17 protein-coding genes, 1 tRNA gene and 1 pseudogene are annotated in these 22,072 nt (G+C 50.3%); 6 read left to right on the forward strand and 13 right to left on the reverse strand.

All coding sequences use genetic code 11. From position 1 onward, the window contains the following. Positions 1 to 275: 275 nt before the first annotated feature. Complete coding sequence (uvrA, locus tag QZV76_RS06035; protein WP_290599038.1) at positions 276 to 3,134, reverse strand: excinuclease ABC subunit UvrA; 2,859 nt, start codon at positions 3,132 to 3,134, stop codon at positions 276 to 278. Positions 3,135 to 3,325: 191 nt separating this feature from the next. On the opposite strand from uvrA, the gene QZV76_RS06040 reads away from it, so the two are divergent. Further along, on the forward strand, positions 3,326 to 5,680 hold the full coding sequence (locus QZV76_RS06040) for an ATP-binding domain-containing protein (protein ID WP_290599039.1): 2,355 nt from the start codon (positions 3,326 to 3,328) through the stop codon (positions 5,678 to 5,680). Positions 5,681 to 5,688: 8 nt separating this feature from the next. On the opposite strand, the gene uvrB is transcribed toward QZV76_RS06040, so the two are convergent. From uvrB to QZV76_RS06060, 4 genes are all read right to left on the reverse strand, one after another. Next, on the reverse strand, positions 5,689 to 7,890 hold the full coding sequence (gene uvrB / locus QZV76_RS06045) for an excinuclease ABC subunit UvrB (RefSeq protein ID WP_290599040.1): 2,202 nt from the start codon (positions 7,888 to 7,890) through the stop codon (positions 5,689 to 5,691). A gap of 52 nt (positions 7,891 to 7,942) precedes the next feature. Beyond that, positions 7,943 to 9,751, reverse strand: a complete 1,809-nt coding sequence (locus tag QZV76_RS06050) for a long-chain fatty acid--CoA ligase (RefSeq protein ID WP_290599041.1) — start codon at positions 9,749 to 9,751, stop codon at positions 7,943 to 7,945. An 81-nt stretch (positions 9,752 to 9,832) separates the two neighbouring features. Beyond that, positions 9,833 to 11,245 (reverse strand): hypothetical protein, encoded by a 1,413-nt coding sequence (locus QZV76_RS06055; RefSeq protein WP_290599042.1) that lies wholly within the window; start codon positions 11,243 to 11,245, stop codon positions 9,833 to 9,835. A gap of 14 nt (positions 11,246 to 11,259) precedes the next feature. Further along, positions 11,260 to 11,499, reverse strand: coding sequence for a hypothetical protein (locus tag QZV76_RS06060; RefSeq protein WP_254978000.1), 240 nt, complete (start codon positions 11,497 to 11,499; stop codon positions 11,260 to 11,262). 309 nt (positions 11,500 to 11,808) lie between these two features. Between QZV76_RS06060 and QZV76_RS06065 the strand changes: the two genes are divergently transcribed. Further along, the gene (locus QZV76_RS06065) at positions 11,809 to 12,837 is read left to right on the forward strand and encodes a LacI family DNA-binding transcriptional regulator (protein ID WP_290599044.1); all 1,029 of its coding nucleotides are present in this window, start codon (positions 11,809 to 11,811) and stop codon (positions 12,835 to 12,837) included. Positions 12,838 to 12,945: 108 nt separating this feature from the next. Further along, complete coding sequence (locus QZV76_RS06070) at positions 12,946 to 13,476, forward strand: low molecular weight protein-tyrosine-phosphatase (RefSeq protein ID WP_290599045.1); 531 nt, start codon at positions 12,946 to 12,948, stop codon at positions 13,474 to 13,476. Here the strand turns inward: QZV76_RS06070 and coaE are convergent. From coaE to polA, 3 genes are all read right to left on the reverse strand, one after another. After that, positions 13,449 to 14,042: a dephospho-CoA kinase gene (gene coaE, locus QZV76_RS06075; protein ID WP_290599046.1), complete on the reverse strand. Its 594-nt coding sequence runs from the start codon at positions 14,040 to 14,042 to the stop codon at positions 13,449 to 13,451. The genes QZV76_RS06070 and coaE overlap by 28 nt on opposite strands. Before the next feature lie 163 nt (positions 14,043 to 14,205). Continuing rightward, a complete protein-coding gene (gene rpsA / locus QZV76_RS06080; protein WP_290599047.1) occupies positions 14,206 to 15,654 on the reverse strand; it encodes a 30S ribosomal protein S1 in 1,449 nt (482 codons plus the stop codon). 174 nt (positions 15,655 to 15,828) lie between these two features. After that, on the reverse strand, positions 15,829 to 18,534 hold the full coding sequence (gene polA, locus QZV76_RS06085) for a DNA polymerase I (protein WP_290599048.1): 2,706 nt from the start codon (positions 18,532 to 18,534) through the stop codon (positions 15,829 to 15,831). Between the two features lie 199 nt (positions 18,535 to 18,733). On the opposite strand from polA, the gene QZV76_RS06090 reads away from it, so the two are divergent. Beyond that, positions 18,734 to 18,807 (forward strand) — tRNA-Leu (locus QZV76_RS06090). A gap of 197 nt (positions 18,808 to 19,004) precedes the next feature. On the opposite strand, the gene QZV76_RS06095 is transcribed toward QZV76_RS06090, so the two are convergent. From QZV76_RS06095 to QZV76_RS06105, 3 genes are read right to left on the reverse strand one after another with little or no spacing between them, the layout of a single operon-like run. Then, complete coding sequence (locus tag QZV76_RS06095; RefSeq protein ID WP_290599049.1) at positions 19,005 to 19,349, reverse strand: hypothetical protein; 345 nt, start codon at positions 19,347 to 19,349, stop codon at positions 19,005 to 19,007. 8 nt (positions 19,350 to 19,357) lie between these two features. Beyond that, positions 19,358 to 19,717 carry a hypothetical protein gene (locus QZV76_RS06100; RefSeq protein ID WP_290599051.1) on the reverse strand — a complete coding sequence of 120 codons (360 nt, stop codon included), beginning with the start codon at positions 19,715 to 19,717 and terminating at the stop codon, positions 19,358 to 19,360. Positions 19,718 to 19,775: 58 nt separating this feature from the next. Beyond that, the gene (locus tag QZV76_RS06105; RefSeq protein WP_290599053.1) at positions 19,776 to 20,072 is read right to left on the reverse strand and encodes a hypothetical protein; all 297 of its coding nucleotides are present in this window, start codon (positions 20,070 to 20,072) and stop codon (positions 19,776 to 19,778) included. A gap of 116 nt (positions 20,073 to 20,188) precedes the next feature. Between QZV76_RS06105 and QZV76_RS06110 the strand changes: the two genes are divergently transcribed. Together QZV76_RS06110 and QZV76_RS06115 are read left to right on the forward strand one after the other, a co-directional pair. Next, entirely contained in the window at positions 20,189 to 20,422 is a 234-nt protein-coding gene (locus QZV76_RS06110; RefSeq protein WP_290599055.1) for a hypothetical protein, read from the forward strand. A 2-nt stretch (positions 20,423 to 20,424) separates the two neighbouring features. Next, positions 20,425 to 20,667, forward strand: a complete 243-nt coding sequence (locus QZV76_RS06115; protein WP_290599056.1) for a hypothetical protein — start codon at positions 20,425 to 20,427, stop codon at positions 20,665 to 20,667. Here QZV76_RS06115 and QZV76_RS06120 read toward each other — a convergent pair. Beyond that, positions 20,664 to 21,377, reverse strand: coding sequence for a peptidoglycan recognition family protein (locus tag QZV76_RS06120; RefSeq protein ID WP_290599058.1), 714 nt, complete (start codon positions 21,375 to 21,377; stop codon positions 20,664 to 20,666). The two genes, QZV76_RS06115 and QZV76_RS06120, sit on opposite strands and share 4 nt — an antisense overlap. 211 nt (positions 21,378 to 21,588) lie before the next feature. Then, positions 21,589 to 22,072: pseudogene (locus tag QZV76_RS06125) on the reverse strand (hypothetical protein); the annotation flags it as partial.

Below are 22,072 nucleotides of genomic sequence, written 5' to 3' on the forward strand. Positions count from 1 at the left end.
CGAAGTGATCGCCCCATAAGCCCACGAAAAAACCCTGCGGTTTCTTTACCCGCAGGGTCCATCGAACGTCATTATTCCGCTACGCACCAAACAGTACGCCTAGGAAACCTAACGAACCAGGAAACAATTAGGATTAAACCTAACGTCGACTGGTGGGATGGAACTCCACTTACTTCTGGAATAGTCTTCTGAAGTACTATTTCAGACGGTCTTGCTAGTAATCCTACTGGAAAGACCGAAGATTACCAAGTCACCCCAGAGGAACACCTCTACAGTTACTTCGCGAATATCTCCGCAAGAAACTGCCCTGTAAAGGATTCCGGAACACGAGCAACATCTTCTGGAGTGCCAGCCGCAACCACACGACCGCCTCCAGAGCCACCCTCCGGACCAAGATCAATAACCCAATCTGCCGACTTAATGACATCGAGATTGTGTTCAATAACGATAACGGTATTCCCTTTGTCTACCAGTCCATTAAGAACCTCAAGAAGCTTGCGGACATCTTCAAAATGTAGACCAGTAGTTGGCTCATCCAAGATGTACACCGTTCTACCCGTGGAACGTTTCTGCAGTTCAGTAGCTAATTTGACGCGTTGTGCCTCACCACCAGAAAGAGTGGTTGCAGGTTGTCCTAGGCGAACATAGCCAAGTCCCACATCAACTAGTGTCTGTAAATAACGATGAATACTAGTGATGGGTTTAAAAAACTCTGCCGCCTCCACAATAGGCATATCGAGTACTTCGGCAATGTTCTTACCCTTGTACCGCACTTCTAGAGTTTCTCGGTTGTAGCGCTGCCCATGGCACACTTCGCAGGGAACATAGACGTCCGGAAGGAAGTTCATCTCAATCTTGATTGTTCCGTCACCATGACAAGCCTCGCACCGGCCTCCCTTCACATTGAAGGAGAAGCGACCAGCCTTGTATCCACGCATCTTTGCATCAGGAGTAGCCGCAAAAAGATTCCGGATCTTATCGAAAACACCAGTGTATGTAGCGGGATTCGAACGCGGCGTCCGTCCAATAGGAGACTGATCTACCTGCACGAGTTTATCGAGATACTCCAGCCCTTCAATTCGCTTGTGAGAACCTGGAACCTGCCGTGCACGGTTGAGGTCATTTGCCAATGAAGTCGCCAAAATATCATTGACTAATGTAGATTTACCAGACCCAGAAACACCTGTGACACAAGTAAATACACCTAATGGAAACTCCACATCAATATGCTGAAGATTATTCTCCCGCGCATCCACAACTTTCAAAACACGCTCTGAATCTACCGGACGACGTACTGCCGGAACGGCTATTGAACGACGACCGGAAAGATACGCGCCAGTAAGGGAATTCTCTACCTTCAAAAGGCCATCATAAGAACCTGAATAGATAACTTCCCCACCGAATTCACCAGCTCCTGGACCTATATCAACAATCCAGTCCGACTCCTGCATAGTCTCTTCATCGTGCTCCACCACAATGAGAGTATTTCCGAGGTCCCGCAAGCGTTTTAGAGTAGCGATTAGTTTACGATTATCACGCTGATGCAAACCAATAGAGGGCTCATCAAGCACATACAGCACACCAGCTAAACCCGAACCAATTTGTGTTGCTAACCGGATACGTTGTGCCTCACCGCCGGACAAACTAGCCGCTGGACGAGAAAGCGTTAAATAATTCAATCCGACATCAAGAAGGAATTGCAGACGTGCACGTACTTCCTTAAGAATACTTTTGGCAATAGCAGCTTCCCGAGTGCCAAGACGAAGATGGTTCACTACTTCCAAACAGTCAGAGATAGAAAGATCCGTTATCTCTGAAATGTTGAATTCGCGGCCATCCTCCGTTGCCAAAGTAACAGCAAGAATTTCTGGACGCAGTCGACGACCATGGCACGTCTCACAAGGAACAGGTCTCATGAATGACTGATAGCGCTCTTTGAGACTCTCCGACTCTGTGTATTCCACCTTACGATTAATGTACGGAATAACACCTTCAAAAGGCGCTGTGTAACTACGGCGGCGTCCAAAACGATTCTTGTAGCTCACATGTACTTCATGAGATGACCCATAAAGCACGGCTTTACGTTGCGCAGCCGTGAGCTTATCCCACGGAGTATCCATGGAAAACCCCATGGCATCCGCCAAACCACTCAATAACTTTTGGAAATAACTTTGGTTAGAGCCATACGCCCATGGAAGAACTGCCCCCTCAGCCAGGCTCTTATCCCCATCCTGGACGATAAGCTCCGGATCGAGTTTCATGTGCGACCCTAACCCATCACAATCTGGGCACGCACCATAGGGAGAGTTAAAAGAAAAAGAACGCGGCTCTAATTCATCAATTTCCAAACGATGACCATTCGGGCACGCCATCTTTTCCGAAAAGCGCATCACCCGATCCGGATCATCCTCCGACCTATCAACACATTCGATAACGACAATGCCATCAGCAAGCTGCAGAGCTGTTTCTACAGAATCTGTAAGACGCTGCTTCGCCGACGCCTTCACCATAAGACGATCGACAACAACGTCAATATCATGCTTCTCTTGTTTCTTTAAAGTAGGAGGATCACTCAATGGATAGACTGAACCATCCACCCGGACACGAGCAAAACCCTCCCCCTGTAGTCGGCTGAAAAGATCCTGAAACTCGCCTTTTCGAGTTCGTACAACCGGAGCAAGAACTTGAAACTTCTCTCGCTCCGGTAACGCAAGAATCTGATCCACGATCTGCTGCGGTGTTTGTCGAGAAATCGCTGCCCCGCATACTGGACAATGCGCAGTACCGGCACGCGCATAAAGTAAGCGGGAATAGTCATAGATTTCGGTAATGGTTCCAACTGTGGATCGCGGATTACGGTTAGTTGATTTTTGATCGATGGAAACAGCCGGCGACAAGCCCTCAATAATTTCTACATCTGGCTTATCCATTTGCCCAAGGAACTGCCGTGCATAGGCAGAAAGCGATTCCACATAGCGACGTTGTCCCTCCGCGAAAATAGTGTCGAAAGCAAGCGATGACTTCCCGGATCCAGAAAGCCCCGTGAAACAGATAAAAGCATCACGAGGTAAATCGAGGTCAACACCCTTGAGATTATGCTCCCGTGCACCACGCACGACCAGGCGCTCCGCCATCTATGCTCCTTCTTCACGTTTCTCTATTTATGGTAATGACATCGTCAACCGCAGCCCTGGTGTATTCGCTTACAGCCCACACACAGCCCCTATTACACAGCCTGACATGATTGTTCTGTAGAGGGAAAATCATTCTATTTCTGGAATAATGGTGTACCCCATTACTTAATTTTTCTGTTAGGAGTGTTTACGTGCCGGTTCCTCTCCCCCTGCCCGATTCGTGGGAAGCCGAAGAACAGCACTTAGCCGCAGTCTATCAACTAGCTGAGGCAGAACGTGCCGCAGCGGTGGCGAAATTACAGTCTGTTATGGCGCAGTCGGGTGGCACTCCACAAGCGAGGAGTGAACGGGAATCATATAACGCTCTCTATACGTCACAGATTCGTGCCATTGATGAATCGCAGGCTGGACTGTGTTTTGGGCGTATTGATATCGTGCCTGCCGCTATTGATAATTCTCAAGGGGAAGCGGAAGCTACTCGTTACATCGGCCGGATGGGTTTACTAGATACTCACCACGACTGCACACCAGTATTAGTAGATTGGCGAGCTCCCCTAGCCCGCCCATATTATTTAGCGACAACGGCGCGCCCTGAAGGAGTATGGCGGCGGCGCACTATCCATTCACTTGGACAGAATCTGACTTCCCTGTCGGATGAATTTCTCACCCATGGAGAAACCCCCGCTGGCTATCCTGATCCGCACAACACTACTGAAGGAGTGGCCTCTGAATCCGCTCTTCTGCAAGCCCTCAACGCCCCTCGTAGCGACTACATGACAGATATCGTTGCTACTATCCAACGCGAACAAGACGAAATCATCCGGTGTGAGCATCGTGGCGTTGTTGTCGTAGAAGGTGGACCTGGTACTGGCAAAACAGCAGTTGCGCTGCATCGGGCAGCTTATCTTCTCTACACATTCCGCACGGTACTGGAACACTCTGGTGTCCTCATTATTGGGCCGAATGATACTTTCCTCCGCTACATTAACCATGTTCTTCCTTCTCTGGGAGAAACTGGCGTTGTTTTAATGACATTGGGCGATATGTTTCCGGGAATAACTGCGCGTGCTGACGATAGCCTGCCAGCCCAGGAAATAAAGGGATCACTGCTGATGGTGGATATTATTAAGCAGGCTATCCGCGCCTGGCAGACAGTTTTAGCAGAGCCCGTTACCATTCGCGTTGATGGCACCCCATTCGCAGTTACTCCACAAATGACACGACGCGCCCGCGGACGGGCACGTGCCAGCCGTCGCCCGCATAATCGTGCCCGCCAAATTTTCCACGATAAGCTCGTAGAAGAAATTGTGAATGCCTATGCTGCGGAAATTGGTACTGATCCAACGCAGCCGGATCGTCCTGGTCTCCTGTTGTCCGCATCTGATTACGCTGACCTTACTGAAGATCTTTTGAATTCTCCTGAGGTGCAAGCACTTGTAGAAGACAATTGGCCTATCCTTACCGCTCCACAAGTAGTAGAACGTTTACTAACAGATCGCCGGCATCTAGAGGAAGCAAGCCACACTATATTGTCAGACGACGATGTGGACTATCTTCTACGTGCCAAAGATAGTCCGTTTACTGTTCCCGATGTGCCGCTACTTGATGAAGCAGCCGAGCAGCTGGGCCGTCCACCACGGCCGCGGAAAGCTACCGCCGGAGGTGAAAATTGGCAGCAGATGGTGGAAGACGCACAGGACGCTCTCGATATTCTCAAAGCCTCTGCATCTATGGAGTTCGAGGACGAATCAGACAGTGAAATTCTTGCTGCCTACGACATTATTGATGCGCATCATCTTGCTGACCGCCATTCCCATCAAGAATTTCTGACGACAGCAGAACGTGCCGCACAGGATCGCGAATGGGCATTCGGACACGTCATTATTGATGAGGCACAAGAGCTTTCCCCTATGGCGTGGCGAATGGTGATGCGCCGCTCCCCCAACCGCTGGATGACAATTGTCGGCGATACTGCACAGACATCTAATCCGGCAGGAGTGGAACGTTGGGAGGATGCTCTCTCCCCCTATGTGAAAAACCGTTGGCGCTCTTTCACACTGTCCGTTAACTACCGCACACCTGCCCAAATTATGGAGGCAAGCAGTGGCGTGCTAGCGGAGATTAACCCTACCGCACAGCAGCCCCGCTCTATTCGCAGATCCGCTTACGATGTGGAACTTATTGATCGCGCTGATAATACTTGGCTAGTGGTGCTCCAACAGACTGTTCACCACATGCAAAACTTTCATCCTGGCGAAAAACGAACCTGCGGTATTCTTGTCTCCCCTGCCGTTATGGGTGACCTGCAAGCAGTAATGGACACAACAATACTAGACAGAACAGTGCTAGATGCAGCAGTCTCACTAGTGCAGGATGCTAAAGGACTTGAATTCGATTACGTGATTATTGCAGACCCAGTTGGAATGGTGGAAGCGTCGCCGCAAGGCCTCAATGATCTTTTTGTGGCTATGACACGGGCTACCCAGGCACTCGCTATTGTGCACGATGGTGCTGTCCCCTATTGCCTATCTGACTTGGTGGAGTAAGACGGCGACTACTCGATACCAGCTTCTTTCATATGCCGTACTTCTCGTTTGAGGTCAGCAATTTCGTCACGCAAGCGCGCTGCCACCTCGAATTGGAGATCCCTTGCTGCCGTAGCCATTTGCTCGGTAAGTTCAGCGATAAGAGCTTCCATACGCTTCCGCGGCATGTGTGCAGTATCCAAGTTTTCTAGACCTGGTACAGCCACTGTCCCAACAGACGATCCTTGCTTTCCGCCTGTACCCAATTTGCCACGCTGTGCATGTTGTTGCGTGCGAGCCGCCAGACGCGAGCCTTTCTTCATCTCGTGAGCTGCTGTTTCGGTGTTCTCATCGAGATCATCATAAAGCTCATCCAAGATGTCAGTAATCTGTTTACGAAGTGGCTGCGGATCAATCCCGTGTTCTTCGTTATACGCAATCTGCTTGGCGCGACGTCTTTCAGTTTCGTCGATCGCGTCCCGCATGGAATCCGTGATGGAATCGGCATACATGTGTACTTCGCCGCTGACGTTACGGGCAGCACGGCCAATCGTCTGGATGAGCGATGTACGGGAACGGAGGAACCCTTCCTTATCCGCATCAAGAATTGCAACGAGAGAGACTTCCGGAAGGTCCAGACCTTCACGGAGAAGGTTGATACCGACGAGTACATCGTAGGATCCCAGCCGCAGTTGGCGCAGTAGCTCTACCCGCCGCAGCGTATCAATATCAGAGTGTAGATAGCGTACGCGAACTCCTCGTTCCAACAGGTAATCAGTGAGGTCTTCCGCCATTTTTTTAGTCAGAGTTGTGACAAGAACACGCTCATTCTTCGCTGTACGCTCCCGGATTTCACCTAGGAGGTCATCAATCTGACCCTTTGTGGGTTTCACTATGACCTTGGGGTCCACCAAACCGGTGGGGCGAATAACCTGCTCTACGACTTCTCCATGGGCTGCTTCCAACTCATAAGAACCGGGGGTAGCAGACATGTACACTGTCTGTCCCACCCGTGCTTCAAACTCATCAAACGTTAGCGGGCGGTTATCGAGAGCAGAAGGAAGACGAAAACCATATTCAACAAGGTTACGTTTCCGGCTCATATCCCCCTCGAACATGCCACCAATCTGCGGCACCGTAACGTGTGACTCATCGATGATGGTAAGGAAATCCTCTGGGAAATAGTCTAGCAATGTAGCAGGTGGCGTACCGGGGCCGCGTCCATCAATATGACGGGAATAGTTCTCAATACCGGAGCAGAACCCCATTTGCTCCATCATTTCAATATCGTAGGTGGTACGCATACGCAGCCGCTGCGCCTCCAACAACTTTCCAGCTGTCTCTAACTGCTGTAAACGAGAATCGAGTTCCTTTTGGATACTCGCAATAGCCTCTTTCATTCGCTCTGGACTGGCGACATAATGCGTCGCGGGGAAAATATGCAGTTCATCAACGGGACGAACAATATCGCCGGTAAGCGGGTTGAGATAGTAGAGCCCATCAATTTCATCCCCGAAAAACTCAATGCGGACGGCAAGTTCTTCATAGGCGGGAATGATGTCAATCGTGTCACCTTTCACACGGAAAACTCCGCGACTAAAAGCGATATCGTTGCGGTCATACTGGATTTCCACCAGGAGTTTAATGAACTCGTCACGGTCGAGCTCATCCCCTACCCGGAGAAGAATTGAGCGATCCAAATAGGACTGTGGTGTACCCAAACCGTAGATACACGACACAGAAGCAACGACGACAACATCGCGACGTGACAGCAAACTCATCGTTGCGGAGTGACGTAAACGTTCTACGTCCTCATTTATAGACGAGTCTTTTTCTATATAAGTATCCGTCTGGGCGATATAAGCTTCCGGCTGATAATAGTCGTAATAAGAAACAAAGTACTCAACTGCGTTGTGCGGCAACAATGTCCGAAGTTCATTAGCAAGCTGCGCTGCCAAAGTCTTATTAGGAGCCATTACTAGTGTAGGGCGTTGCACTTGTTCAATAAGCCAGGCTGCAGTGGCAGATTTACCTGTACCTGTAGCACCCATCAACACAATGTCGTTATCGCCACGGTTAATACGCCGGGCAAGTTCTGCAATAGCAGTAGGTTGATCGCCTGCAGGTTGAAAAGGACTTTCTACCTTAAAAGGTTTAGTAGTGCGCAGGATTTCACCGACAGGACGATAACCAGCCTCAGGTAGATCCGGATGCTCAGTCGCGAAAGCCACGCTATCTTCCTTCCCTATTACAGTAGAAAAGCCTTGCTGCGCTACGTGTTACTTACCGTTTCTTACTGCGATAAATCTTCTCAATATCATCTTGGAAGTGCAGGTTAATAGCATGACGCTTGAGCTTCAATGTTGCTGTTAACTCACCATCTTCTTCTGTGAGATCACGCGACAGAATGCGGAAACGCTTAATAGACTCCGCATGCGATACTTGCTCATTCGCAAGATCAATAGCGTCTTGAATAACCTTGCGTAAGTCCGGATCACGCTGCAGCTTTTCTATAGAGAGATGCGGATCACGTCCATTATCCTGGAGCCATTCCCGTACCGCATAGCGGTCAAGGGAAATGAGGCAGGCAATGTATTTGCGCCTGTCACCAATAACAACCGCATGACTCACCAGCGGACACTGGTTGATAACGTCCTCCAGCTTGGCGGGTGACACATTCTTACCGCCAGCTGTAACAATAATTTCTTTCTTACGCCCGGTAATGTACACATAGCCTTCGCGATCCAACGAACCAAGATCGCCGGAATGGAACCAGCCATCATCAAAAGCAGTAGTTGTGGCGTCAGTATTATGCCAATAACCGCTGGTAACCATGCCACCTTTCAGCAGTACTTCACCATCATCAGCAATCTTGACAGAACATCCTGGCAGAGGCCGGCCAATAGAACCAATTTGCCATTCCCCGGGGCTATTAACAGTAATAGCGGCTGCTGTCTCAGTGAGACCATACCCCTCATACACGTCCACGCCTGCCCCGTGAAGGAAATGTGCAAGTTCACTATTTAAAGAGCCGCCACCGGAAACAACCCACTGTAATTCTCCCCCCAACGTATCGCGCAAACGACGATAGATCAGTTGATCGTACAGCCAATGACGCGCCCGCATTCCCACCGGCATACGCTTATCTGACATGCGAGAATAGTTAATGGCCTCTTGATAGGAACGGTCAAAAATCCATGCGCCCAATGGCCCCGCAAGACGAGACTTTCGCCGTACCCCCTCCATAATTTTTTCATAAACACGCGGAACACCCACGAAAAAATGGGGTTTAAAACGAGCAAACTGTTCCGTAACAGTCCCGAAATTAGACCAATAGGCCTGTGTGACACCCCGTTCAATACACATGAGTGAAATAGCTAGCTGGAATACATGGGCGAGAGGCAAAAAATTCAGCACCCGATTACCAGTCTGCACCGCTTGTGCAATTGAACGACTACTTAATGCACGAATTTCATAAAGAAGATTGCCATGAGAAATCTGTACGCCTTTGGGGCGACCAGTTGTACCAGACGTGAAGACAATACATGCCAGGCTATTCGCAGTAAGATCAGCAATACGCTGATCAAGTTCCGCATTACAGCCAACTTCCCCACGGCCAGCAGCAGTAACCTGTTCTACAGCAGACTTCTCAATAACGTAAATGTCTTGCACAGTAGCAGGAGTGTCACGCTCAAGAACTGTCCCCAGGTTCTGTTGGTTTTCAACAACGACATAGCGCGCCCCAGAATCCTTCAAAATATGGTGAATCTGCTCTGCTGACGAGGATGGATAAATAGGAACGACAACAGCTCCACAACTCCATATAGAGTAAGCAAAAAGCATCCACTCGTAGCGTGTCTGCGACAACAGCGCAATACGGTCTCCCGGCTGTATGCCAAGATTGATCCATCCACAGGCCAAACTACGCACTTCGGATGCGAATTGACGAGCAGTTACTGGCACCCACTCAGAATGGATGGGGCGCTCAAATAAGACACGATCGGGGGCATAAGAAGACTGTCGATATAGTGAGTCGACTATGGACTCGTGCTCTTCCACGCAGTAACTAAGTGGTGCGGTGTACTCACGCAATCCAGATGCTCCTCCCAGCCTCCTCTGATTAGGAGGACTCATCACCTAGTTTAGAAACACAGGCGGGGTGATGCCAATGCACTATGCGTGTGTTCCTCTATCCAAAGCACCAATTTCATGTTCAATGACGGAACGCGCAACTTCCATGACCCGCCCCGATTCAGCAATATCGTGTTGCACGGCACGATCTTTTTGGTTGAGCGTTGAGCGGAATCCGGAACGGGCAACGAGATTATCAATACGGTCATCGAGATCATCAACAGAGCGGTAATCACTCCATCGCACAAGCTCCGCATCGACAGTATCCACTGCATCAGCTAGAGCAACTAAAGCGACGACACGATCTACTAACTCCGCCCAAACATCACCAAGTTGGTGCAGCCGCTGTGGAGATGCCACCCCATGCTGAACATCACGCATATGCAATTCTGCGGAAACAGACCGCAACTCCACAAGATCGCGAGCGACCTCCATGACCTCCGCGGTGATGTCAATACTCGTTGCTTGAGTAGCCAAGACATCGCTATGCCATGCCGCAGAACAATCCATTCTATCTATAACAACTCCTAAAATATAAAGAGCTGTATCATAGGAATCAGTGAAGTGAAATGTAGCAGGCTGCCCCTGTAACAATTGTTCCTTACTAGATGTCCACACATCATCATCCACAGGACGCCCCGCAATAAGACGAGCAATACGCGAGACAGTATTGTTAATGGTTCTTCGCACAACACTAGCGTCTACATGCGCAATATCCGCACGCAAAATGCTTGACGTCGCGTCTGCAACAGAACTTTGCTTCTCCTTCTCCACCATAGAAGCATTGCGCTCGCTACTATTATTTTTCTCTATTGATTGGTTGATATCACCACGCGTCTGCACGAAAGATTGCGAAGGAAGAGGGACACAGTTAGGTGTCCGAAGTCGATAAATACCGCCCTTCATTCCTCTTTTCTGTGTGCACTCAACATCAGTGGGAGCAGCACAACAACACAGCGCATCAAAAATTGCATTCCGCTGACCAGTGTTCAGAAAAATACCGTTATGCTTTTCTTCACGTACTCCCAGCCACGATTTTGAAAAGGCTGGATCAGACATGAAAACACGACGATATCCGCCAAGAGAGCCCATATATTTGCGATATCGTCGATGCGCGAAAGCAGACTTCACATCGCTAGCCATAATTTTGCCATCAGTAGTGGCAAACCGGTCATTATCCAGCGCATCAGCCAGTCCACTGTTAGCGACATCGTGCCATTCATGAGCCGTGGCAGAAATTTTACGCAGTACAGCAACATCACCACTATGGGGAGTTGTTGACTCTTTTTGGAGGCGCTTGTACAAGATCTCACGAGTATCCTCATCAAGGAAGCCCGCAGCAAGAGACAACGCAGCCTTATCAGAGAGACGATATGCTGCACTAGTTACCGGAATAGCCGTATCCCGCAACCATCCCTCAACCGTTGCCTTAAGTTCCTTGCCTTGATCTGACATAACTGGTTTTCACCTCATTGTTTTTCCCATAGATCTCCAGGAAACTCCAACTGCTCTGGAGTGGGTACCGCAGTAAGAATTCCTGGATAGGTAGCAAGAATAGCGCGTGCAGCACGGACTGCTGAGTTAAATCTTTTACCGCTAAGTTCCCCTTCTAAAACTTCACAACGTCCAGTATATGGATCAATAGCAACGGCAATAGGTTCAGGACCTGCAAAACTGTACCGTTCCCAACCTCGCAAAAGACTAGCCATTCTTGTCACCTCCTCTTCCTCACAAATTAGGTACCTCATATAGGAAGAGCTACAGAGAAGAGCGCTAGAAGACCCTCCTTCTCATACGGTATCTGAAATGATGACATTAAGCTCCCCGCGCATATCGCAAATTATTGACAGCCGTAAAATCCTTGACTTTTTAGGTCATTTCTGCAGTTAAAAATGCACGTCGTATTTATGCAAAAATAAAGTAAAAATTATGAAAAAAAGTTCGTGCTTTTTATAGAATCGCAGGTTAAAGCCTTCAGATAGTTTGGCAAGCCACGGCAACTAAACTAGACTAAACCCGTGAGCAGTAAGAGTAAGTCCTCCAGTGAGACCAAGCGCGTCACCATTTATGACGTAGCCCGTGAAGCCGGAGTAGCACCTTCTACCGTATCCCGTACCTTCTCGCGCCCTGGCCGCGTTAATGCTGAAACCGCTGCCAGAGTCCGGAAAGTAGCAGAGAAGATTGGCTACTGCGCCGCGGCAAACAGTTTTACATCTGCACAATCAACTCAACTAATTGCCGTCGCAGTCCCTGACATTGCTAACCCCAGTTGTATCGAAATAATAAAAGGTATCCGCCATGAGGCACTTGCCGCTGGATACTCAACTATTCTGCTCGATGCTACCGAAATAGACGACCAAAACAGTGAAACACTTGAACAGTCTATGGGGCTTGCCGAAGGACTCATTCTGGTATCTCCTCATCTTTCGCAGGAGACCATCCAGGCAATGGCAAAGCAGCGGCCCATCGTTACCGTGAACTATGAAGTTCCTGGTGTTCCGGCCGTCATCAATGATGCCCATCAAGGCATTAGCGAAATGGTCACTCACCTCTACAATCTGGGCCATCGCTCCATCACTTTCTTGCCTGAACCTAATCGTTCTTATGATGATGCCCAACGCTGGCAAGCTCTCCTCGAGCAATGTTCACGCAAGAAGATGACTATCCGTCACACGCATCCATTGCGTCCTACTGTTGCTGGTGGCGCTGCTGCTGCGCGTGAATGGATGCAGCGTCGTACCTCGGCCGTTATCGCACATAACGACCTCATGGCCATGGGATTTATGATTGCTGTTAAATCTGTTGGTATTGAAGTTCCCCGCGACGTTTCCGTTGTTGGTACCGATAATATCTTCATGAGTGCCCTCTTTACACCCGCATTGACTACCGTCACCACTTCTCGCAATACCCAAGGAAAGTTGGCATTTAACCAGCTTTTGGAGCAATTGCGTCATCAGCACCGGGATACTGGGCACCTCACCACTTCAATAGCGATGAAACTCGTTGAACGTGATTCCACTGCACAAGTCCCCAGCCTTCACCGCTAGCCTATAGACGTAACAAGCACCGCATTTCATATTCTGTTAGAGAAGATGAAATGCGGTGCTTGTGTCTGTCTCTGTCTCTCTCTATAGCAACTAGGAAATTGACGACATATGAACACTCCATACCGGATTCTCATGATATGTACCGGCAATATTTGTCGTTCCATTATGGCGGAGATTATTGCGCGTGCAGAAGTAGAAGCACGCGGCCTGTATGAGTCACATGTCGCCATCGGATCTGCTGCTGTTACGACCGAAGAAACGGGGCACTCTATCGACTATCGCGCACACGCCGAACTCACTCGCGCCGGATACAGTATTCCACCCCATAAGGCTCATCAAGCTACTCACGATGAACTCGCTAACGCTGATCTTATCCTCGCGATGACAACAGACCATCTACGCAGTCTTCACCAATTATGCCGGCACTACTGTATTAAGAACCCACACATTCTGCTCTTCCGCACTTTTGACACAGTATGCAACCCACAACTACATATCAGTACTGACGTGGCAGACCAGATCCTCGACGTAGAAGACCCATGGTTCGGAGGGCCAGAAGACTTCACAACAACAAGGGAAACACTTGAGCGGTGCACTCCCGCCATTATTGACTACGCTGAGGAACAGCTTTCCAAATAATGCCACACGTCACTAGCACGTTTACGTAGCTCTGCTAACGTGCCATTGTTATCGATAACAATATCCGCGATTGTCCTACGCTGATCGTCTGTCGCTTGTTGTGCCATTCGTGCTCGAGCATCATCTTCACTTAAATGACGTTGTTGTGTAAGTCTCTCCAGCCGCTGTTCAATTGGTGCCAGCACCATCACAATATGATCGAACTGAGATTCTAAATGATGCTCAATAAGAAGAGGAACATCATATACCGCACGTTGTGGAGACGGAGCGGCAGCCAATAATTCTTGCGCACGAGCAGCAATAATAGGTTGCACAATATCATTTAACTGCTCGGTATGTTCTGCATCGACAAAAGCCCGCTCTGCAAGAAGTGAGCGGTTAAGGGAACCATCGTTATATAGAATATCCTCCCCAAAAGCGGCAGAAAGAGCAGGAAGAGCAGGACTACCTAGCTGCATAACATCACGCGCTACCTGATCTGCATCCACAACAGTGGCACCAAGTTCCCTCCACACTGCTGCAACAGTCGATTTCCCCGACCCTATACCCCCTGACAAACCAATCATATGTTGTCCCTTCACCGAGCCACAAAGCTATAAGTAATGCTACAAGCATCGCTACTCTATGCACGCTATTACAAAAAACTGCGGAGGAAGTTTAACACTTCCTCCGCAGTTTCATACTGTACTGAGATTATGCACTATACATAACCTCTAGTACGAACAATGCTTAGTTACTAGCGAGCTTCTCACGAAGAGCATTGAGTTGTTCGTCCGAAGCGAGAGAACCATGAGCCTCATCAGCAGCCGGAGCCTGAGCGGTGTAGTCTCCACCCTCGGGGGCAGCTTCTTCGCCAGCTTCAGCAGCTGCAATGCGGTTAGCTTCGACCTGCTTGGTGTGGAGCTGGTGGCGACGCTCAGCTTCAGCGTAGCGAGCCTCCCATTCCTCACGCTGCTTCTCGTAACCTTCGATCCATTCGCTAGTCTCGGGGTCGAAGCCTTCGGGGAAGATGTAGTTACCCTGCTCATCGTAAGAGTCAGACATACCGTACTTGGCAGGATCGAACTCTTCGGTGTAGTCAATGTCAGCCTGCTTGAGGGACAGGGAGATACGACGGCGCTCGAGATCGATGTCGATAACCTTGACCATAACTTCCTGGCCAACGGTAACAACCTGATCCGGTACATCTACGTGGCGCTCAGCCAGCTCGGAGATGTGAACGAGACCCTCAATGCCCTCTTCAACGCGCACAAACGCACCGAACGGAACGAGCTTGGTGACCTTGCCAGGCACGATCTGGCCGATAGCGTGGGTACGGGCGAACTGGCGCCAAGGATCTTCCTGAGTGGCCTTGAGAGACAGGGAAACGCGTTCGCGATCCATATCAACATCGAGGACCTCAACAGTGACTTCCTGGCCAACCTCGACAACCTCAGACGGGTGATCGATGTGCTTCCACGAAAGTTCGGAAACGTGAACGAGTCCGTCTACGCCGCCCAGGTCCACGAAGGCACCAAAGTTGACGATGGAAGAAACAACACCCTTGCGGATCTGCCCCTTCTGCAGCTGGTTGAGGAATTCGGAACGAACCTCAGACTGAGTCTGTTCAAGGAAGGCACGACGGGAAAGCACAACGTTGTTGCGGTTCTTGTCGAGTTCGATGATCTTGGCTTCAAGTTCTCGACCAACGTAGGGCTGCAGGTCGCGAACGCGACGCATCTCTACAAGGGAAGCAGGAAGGAAGCCACGTAGTCCGATATCCATGATGAGGCCACCCTTGACAACCTCGATAACGGTTCCCTTGACCGGCTCGTCTTTTTCTTTGAGTTCTTCAATGGTGCCCCATGCACGCTCGTACTGAGCGCGCTTCTTGGACAGCATCAGACGGCCTTCTTTATCTTCCTTCGTGAGAACGAGAGCCTCGATGGTGTCGCCAACTTCAACGATTTCGTTGGGATCAACATCATGCTTGATGGAAAGCTCACGGGAAAGGATGACGCCTTCAGTTTTGTAACCGATGTCGAGAAGAACCTCATCGTGGTCGATCTTGACGACGGTGCCCTCGACGATGTCACCATCATTGAAGTATTTAATAGTGGCATCAACAGCAGCGAGGAAGTCCTCAGCAGTGCCAATATCGTTAACGGCTACCTGCTGAGTGTTGTTAGTAGTGGTCATAGGGTTGGTAACTCCGGACTACGGAATGTATCAGGTGTTCGTGAATGATTCTTATTGTGTGCCCGCAACCCGAGATGGAACACTGCACCCCGGACGGAACACATACAGCATATGATGTTACCGCTCATCAAAGTCTGAAACAAGCTACATTAACGCTGGTAATCAACCATTCATCTAATGGGCAGCAGCATTCCACGTAGTACCAAAACCCGTTGATACCTCCAGCGGCACACTAAGCTCTACAGCACTGTCCATGCACGTGGTAACGAGTTTCTCCAATTCTTCCCTCTCACCTTGGGCAACTTCACAAACAAGCTCATCATGAACCTGCAGAAGCACTCGGGAGTGTAAACCAGCTTCCTGCAAAGCATCATCAACATGCAGCATTGCAATCTTAATAATGTCCGCCGCAGTACCCTGGATAGGTGCGTTCAGTGCGGCCCGCTCCGCATTTTCCCGTGCAACTCGATTACTAGATGTGAGTTCCGGCAAATAACGGCGCCGCCCGAACATTGTCTCCGTATATCCCGTCTTACGGGCTTCCTCCACCACATCATGGAGATAATCGCGTACTCCCCCAAAACGAGCAAAGTAGTTATTCATAAAGTCTTTTGCATCAGCGATAGGGATATTCAGCTGCCGTGCCAAACCGAAAGGAGACAGCCCATAGGCAAGACCATAACTCATCGCCTTAGTGCGACGACGTAGCTCCGGAGTTACTTCATCGATAGGAACGTTGAACGCTATCGACCCCACATAGGAATGTAGATCTTCACCCCTCCGGAATGCCTCAATAAGCCCTTCATCCTTCGATAAGTGAGCCATCACTCGCATTTCAATCTGCGAATAATCGGCAGTGAGGAGCCCCTCATACCCCTTTCCTGCTACAAACACATCGCGGATACGTTTACCGTCATCAGTTCGCACGGGAATGTTCTGCAGATTAGGATCCGTCGACGAGAGTCGGCCCGTCGTCGTAATAGTTTGATTAAACGTAGTATGAATTCGCTCATCATCGCCAACGGCGTTAATAAGCCCTGTCACCGTTGTCTTCAGTTTCATGGCGGCGCGATAACCCAATACTGCGGCCAGGAAAGGATGCCCGTACTTGACATAAAGCTTTTCCAACGATTCCGCGTTAGTGGAATGGCCAGTTTTTGTCTTCTTCGTTTTTGACATACCCAACTGATCAAAAAGGACCGTCTGCAGTTGCTTAGGAGATCCAATGTTGACGGTATCGTCACCAATAGACTCATGAGCTTCTCGCTCCATCAACGCCGCCTGCTCCGCAAAATCCTTTTCCAAATCATGCAGAGCGCGAGGAGATACAGCAATGCCATCATGTTCCATTCGCTGTAGCACCATTACCAGTGGCATCTCCATCTCATGGAACAGCCGAGTCTCCCCATAATCTTCCAGATCGTGTGCAAGTTGCGTAGCAAGTAGCAGAACATATACAGCTCGCTCCGCCAGACTCTCCCAGTACCGGTCGTTATTTTCTGCAACATCTACTAGGGTCAACTGTCCCTTATCAGCTGATTCAAGAGTGACACCCATGTGCCGCTCCACCACATCAGTAAAATTAAAGTTACGTTGACCAGGAAGAATAAGGTACGAGGCGACAAGAGTATCACAGCACACCCCGCCAATATGCCAGTCTCGACCGGCTAAACAATGCGCCGCCATCTTCGCATCATGTAATGCCTTGTGAATCGCCTCATCAGCAAGCCACTCTCCCAAAGCAACCTCATCATCAGGATTTAACTCCGTTGTGGTGCACACCATTTGCTGACCTGCAGGGCTGGCAATAGCGACAGCATCCACATCCCCCGCAAGAATACTTTCAGTACCTGCTACTACCACACCATAGGTTCCCTCCTGACGACCATAGTTCTGCAGCCACGATGCAACATCCCCCATATGCGCCACCGTAACAGCAAGTTCAGGTGCCGTAAAAGACGACGTCTCTGCACCAGAAGAAAGCGCAAATGCTTTAAAAACTCTCTCCCGCAAACGAGTACCGAATTCTAACTTGTCAAATAGCGCGTTCACAGAATCTTCATCGACCGCTGAGCGGGCTGCGTCAGCAAAAGAAAGATCCATCTCCACATTCCGAACCATCTTGGTAAGGTACGCATTCCGCTCTACATCCTCGATATGGCTACGCAGATTCTCCCCCACCTTGCCTTTAATATTGTCTTTATTCTCAAGAATGGCTTCTAACGACCCATACTGGTTAAGCCACTTAGCTGCTGTCTTCTCCCCCACCTTGGGAACACCCGGAAGATTATCTGACGGATCCCCCCGCAAAGCCGCCATATCGGGATACTGCGCCGGCGTAACGTTATAGCGCTCCTTCACCTTCTCCGGCGTATACCGCACCAGCGTCGACACACCCTTCGTTGGGTACAGTACCGTCGTGACGTCATCAATAAGCTGGAATGAGTCTCGGTCACCAGTACAGATGAAGGACTGCATACCCTCATTCTTCGCAGTCAACGACAGTGTCGCGATAAGATCATCCGCCTCATACTCCCTACTCGATACGGTAGGAATACCAAGTGCATGTAGAACCTCCCGCAGAAGTTCCACCTGCCCAATAAACTCAGCCGGAGTTTCGGCTCGCTGCGCTTTATAGGCGGGATACTCCTGATGACGGAAAGTTCCACTCCCCTCATCAAAAGCAGCCACAATGTAATCTGGCTTCTCTTCTGTAACAAGGTGAGACAACATAGAAAGGAAACCATAAACCGCATTCGTGTGCTGCCCCCCGCTTGTAGTGAAACCCTCTGGTGGCAGTGCATAAAAAGCACGAAAAGCGATGGAATGCCCATCAAGAAGGAGAACAACAGGACGATTAGCAGTATCTTCTACAGTCACTCCTCCAGCTTAGACAATCTCTCCACGCTCTAGGAAAGATACGTCCGCTTTTCTACCTCCCACCACTACAAACAGTCCATTGACATACTGGTAACACTTACCCCACACATACCGATTTCTCTCTCGCGAGTATTGTCCACTAAACTAGTCGAGAACAGAGCACCGGATTAACACAACGATGCTCCTCACACAGTAGTGAGCCCTCGTAGCCCAATTGGCAGAGGCAACGGATTCAAAACCCGTCCAGTGTGGGTTCGACTCCCACCGAGGGCACTTTTCAATTCCCCTGGTAGATCGGTATAAATGCTGGTTTACCAGGGGTTTTACCATATTTACAGTAGGTGCTCAAGAGGGCACGAAAGGGCACAAAAAGGCTCTAAAATGCACCAGATGTAGCCAAAATGTAGCCACAAAACGGCATGAAAAAAGCGGGGGTGCCCAGCAAAAACACCAGACACCCCCGCCCCCGGCTAGTCAAATTCCGGGACAGTAGGGAGTTCCGTAGGCCGCCCAGCGGCGTCCCACTCCACCACCTGCGAGATATACACCCGCGCCAACTTATAGCGCGTCTCCCACAGGGAGGAAAGTTTCTCCCACTCGTTCTTATCCGCCTCTAGCTTGCTGATACGCTCTCGTAGCCGCCCCAGCTCGGTATGCAGAGTGTCAATTTGTACAGCCTGCGCTGAAGAGAGCTTAGAAAACTCATCGGCGATACCATGCTGGACGTTCGAGGCGTTGATACGGAGGGATATCAGCCCGCCAAAAATCGCGCCCAGGAGGGTACAGGCAGGCGCGGCAAGTGCTACCCACGTCATAGAGCCTCCTACATAGCTGCACCAGTCGTAGGCGCCTTAGCAGCGGCAGTGCTGACGCCCAGGACGGCAGCCACAAGGCCGGTAATTGCAGCCCAGTTAGCATCGCCTAGGATGCCGTAGCCCTGGAAGAGGGCAGCAGCGGCACCAGCAACCGTGTAGAAGGCCACACGCCAGTTGGTTTCAGCGTTGACGATAGCGAACACGGCACCGATGATGGCGACGACGAGAGACGACCACAGGGCAGCCTGGTTGTCATTCATAACGCCGAATGAGACGAGCACGGTCATCAGTGCTGCCGCGACGATATAGAGGCGTTCACGCACCACCGGGGTGAACACCTTCTTGCAGAAGTGCTTGACCTTTTCCATGTTTTTCCTTTCAAAAAAGCCCCCACCGGGGTTCGGTGAGGGCACGAATTGTGTGAGCTTAGGCGATGCCACCGGCCTTAAGCTCCGGGTTAAGAGTCGGCGTCAGCGTCGGATTCATGGTAGGGGCGACAACAACGTGGATGAGGTCGCCTCCAATCGCAGTCATCGTCACATTGATAGGAAGGTTTAGAGTGTCCGCAAACTTCTCTAACCGCGGGAGCAGGGCGACATCTATCTTGAAGTCCTTGACTGCCCCTGCGCCGATTTCGGCGGCCTCCAATAGGAAGTCCTTAAGCTCCCCTACTACGTCCTTTTGGCCATCTTTGAGGGGGCCGAGAACATCAATAATGTTCATTCCGTTTTCCTTTCTTCATGAAAAAACCTCACCCAGAGATAGGTGAGGTTGGTCTAATTGGTAGCTGCTCGTAGTGCGCGAGAATCACTCAGCTACTTTTGTTGACACTAAATATAATGTCAACTAGAATTGTCATTGTGGAAGTTAAAGAAAGCGCCCTCAAACACGGATACACCACAGCAGACATCCGGCACGCAATCGAAAACGCTATCCACATCCACTACCTCGACGGCATGGACATGATCATCGGCCCCGCTCTAAACGGCGAACTACTCGAAATCGGAATCAACAACACCCAAGAGCATGTCTTTCATGCCATGAAAGCCCGCCCTAAATACCTCAGGAAATAGCTATGAATGCAGACGAAGAATTGCTGAAACAACTCGAATCCGACAACCCCCCAGACCCGATTATCTCCATCACGGAGCCAGCACTAGCCAGACTCGCTATCGCTGTACGCTACCGGAAACAGTCAGAAAAAGACCTCGATAAAGCAGTGCACGCAGCGCGTGAAGAAGGGTTTTCCTGGGCTGCGATAGCGGACATCCTGGGGATTAGCCGACAGGGCGCACAACAACGCTACAAAGCGGCCTAATTGCCACCTAAACCGAAACCTGGGATACCCAGAGTCTGCCCAATAACCGCCAACGCATCCACCACAGTGTGACCTCCCAGCTGCTTCCAGCCCTTGAAATCAGGTTTACCTTGTGGGGTACGCCCCGGCCCCGCCAACTGCTCAAAGATCAGCTTCTGATAGTCAATAGCAAGGTGCTTCGGTGCAACCACGCCACTCATCTCCTTATAGAATCGTTTACACTCCGCCATAAACCTGCCATGCAACCGCCCACCAGGGGCAAGCTGACCAGGGCAAGCCGTAGAATAGAACTCCTTATGGAAGCGAATATTCTTACCCGCCACCGGCTCCCCCAGCTTGTATCGTTTACAAATAGCGGCAGCCAGATGGGCGGCGTTCAACAATGCTTTCTCACTGATCGGCCAGCCTTCCACAGCACCACCACAGTTGGCTACCTCAATGCCGATGGACTGCGTGTTTACTGTCCAGTCCCCAGCATGCCAAGCGGTATCGCTGTCGTAGACCAACTGACCGATACGTCCGTCAGTTTGAACTTGATAATGGGCGGTAGCCTGACGCGTCTGCCACGTCTGCCAACAGTCCTCCACCGATAGATTCCCCGCGTTATGGTGCATCACAACCATACGAATCTGCCGCCCAGCACGCCCCGGCGTGAAATGCCTCGCCATCAACTTTGTAACGTCCGGCTCCAACGTCTCCCAATTTTTCACAGCTCTCCTCCTCGCTTATTGATACAAACCGCCATTTTCATCAAATAGACGGTGCGAACATCCGCCCTTATTTATGAAATCCGCTGTTTTCATCAAATAGACCCCACAACAGGCAGCCCTATTTGATAAAAAACGACAATTTCATCAAATAGGCTCGTATGTTGTCTTCCTGTTTTTGGGTATAAAAAAGCCCCCACAGTGGGGGTAATGATCAGTACGTGTAATGGAACAACGCTACGCCAGCTCCTCCGTCATCACCTTTACCGGGGGAACTCTCGTCGGGGGCTCCCCCCTCACCGCCGCCACAATAGCGCCATGCCTTAAGTAACTTCATCGCATACGGATACCTGCCAAACTTCACCCCAGCCGCCCCTTTCGTACCCCATGAGATATACCCGGGGACGACAATAACAAAGTTTTTCAGCCCGATAGCCTGCGAAATCATCGCAGAATCCCCACCCTCTGACGTCCACGCAGGCCGATCAACAGTAGTGTGCCGCCCCGGCTCACCAGGATGCCCTGAACCATACTTACTCCCATTACCACCAGCCCCGCCAGGGAAAACATGCAGAGTAAGCTCACTCTGATCAACCCGAAACATCTTCGCCGCACCGTTAGCACCATTAGTGCCAGTAGCATTCTTACTGCCGCCCTTACCGCCGCCACCGGCCTGGCAGAGCCACAGATGCACACTA

The organism is Lawsonella sp., from assembly GCF_011525565.1.
In the GTDB taxonomy this organism is placed as follows: domain Bacteria; phylum Actinomycetota; class Actinomycetes; order Mycobacteriales; family Mycobacteriaceae; genus Lawsonella; species Lawsonella clevelandensis_A.

Bases quoted from the DNA above. Each gene is read 5' to 3' on its own strand.
- QZV76_RS06070 (WP_290599045.1), top strand. From the start codon at position 12,946: ATGAACACTCCATACCGGATTCTCATGATATGTACCGGCAATATTTGT.
- QZV76_RS06055 (WP_290599042.1), bottom strand. From the start codon at position 11,245: ATGTCAGATCAAGGCAAGGAACTTAAGGCAACGGTTGAGGGATGGTTG.
- rpsA (WP_290599047.1), bottom strand. From the start codon at position 15,654: ATGACCACTACTAACAACACTCAGCAGGTAGCCGTTAACGATATTGGC.
- QZV76_RS06060 (WP_254978000.1), bottom strand. From the start codon at position 11,499: ATGGCTAGTCTTTTGCGAGGTTGGGAACGGTACAGTTTTGCAGGTCCT.
- QZV76_RS06115 (WP_290599056.1), top strand. From the start codon at position 20,425: ATGAATGCAGACGAAGAATTGCTGAAACAACTCGAATCCGACAACCCC.
- QZV76_RS06095 (WP_290599049.1), bottom strand. From the start codon at position 19,349: ATGACGTGGGTAGCACTTGCCGCGCCTGCCTGTACCCTCCTGGGCGCG.
- QZV76_RS06100 (WP_290599051.1), bottom strand. From the start codon at position 19,717: ATGGAAAAGGTCAAGCACTTCTGCAAGAAGGTGTTCACCCCGGTGGTG.
- QZV76_RS06105 (WP_290599053.1), bottom strand. From the start codon at position 20,072: ATGAACATTATTGATGTTCTCGGCCCCCTCAAAGATGGCCAAAAGGAC.
- coaE (WP_290599046.1), bottom strand. From the start codon at position 14,042: ATGATTGGTTTGTCAGGGGGTATAGGGTCGGGGAAATCGACTGTTGCA.
- QZV76_RS06110 (WP_290599055.1), top strand. From the start codon at position 20,189: ATGTCAACTAGAATTGTCATTGTGGAAGTTAAAGAAAGCGCCCTCAAA.
- uvrA (WP_290599038.1), bottom strand. From the start codon at position 3,134: ATGGCGGAGCGCCTGGTCGTGCGTGGTGCACGGGAGCATAATCTCAAG.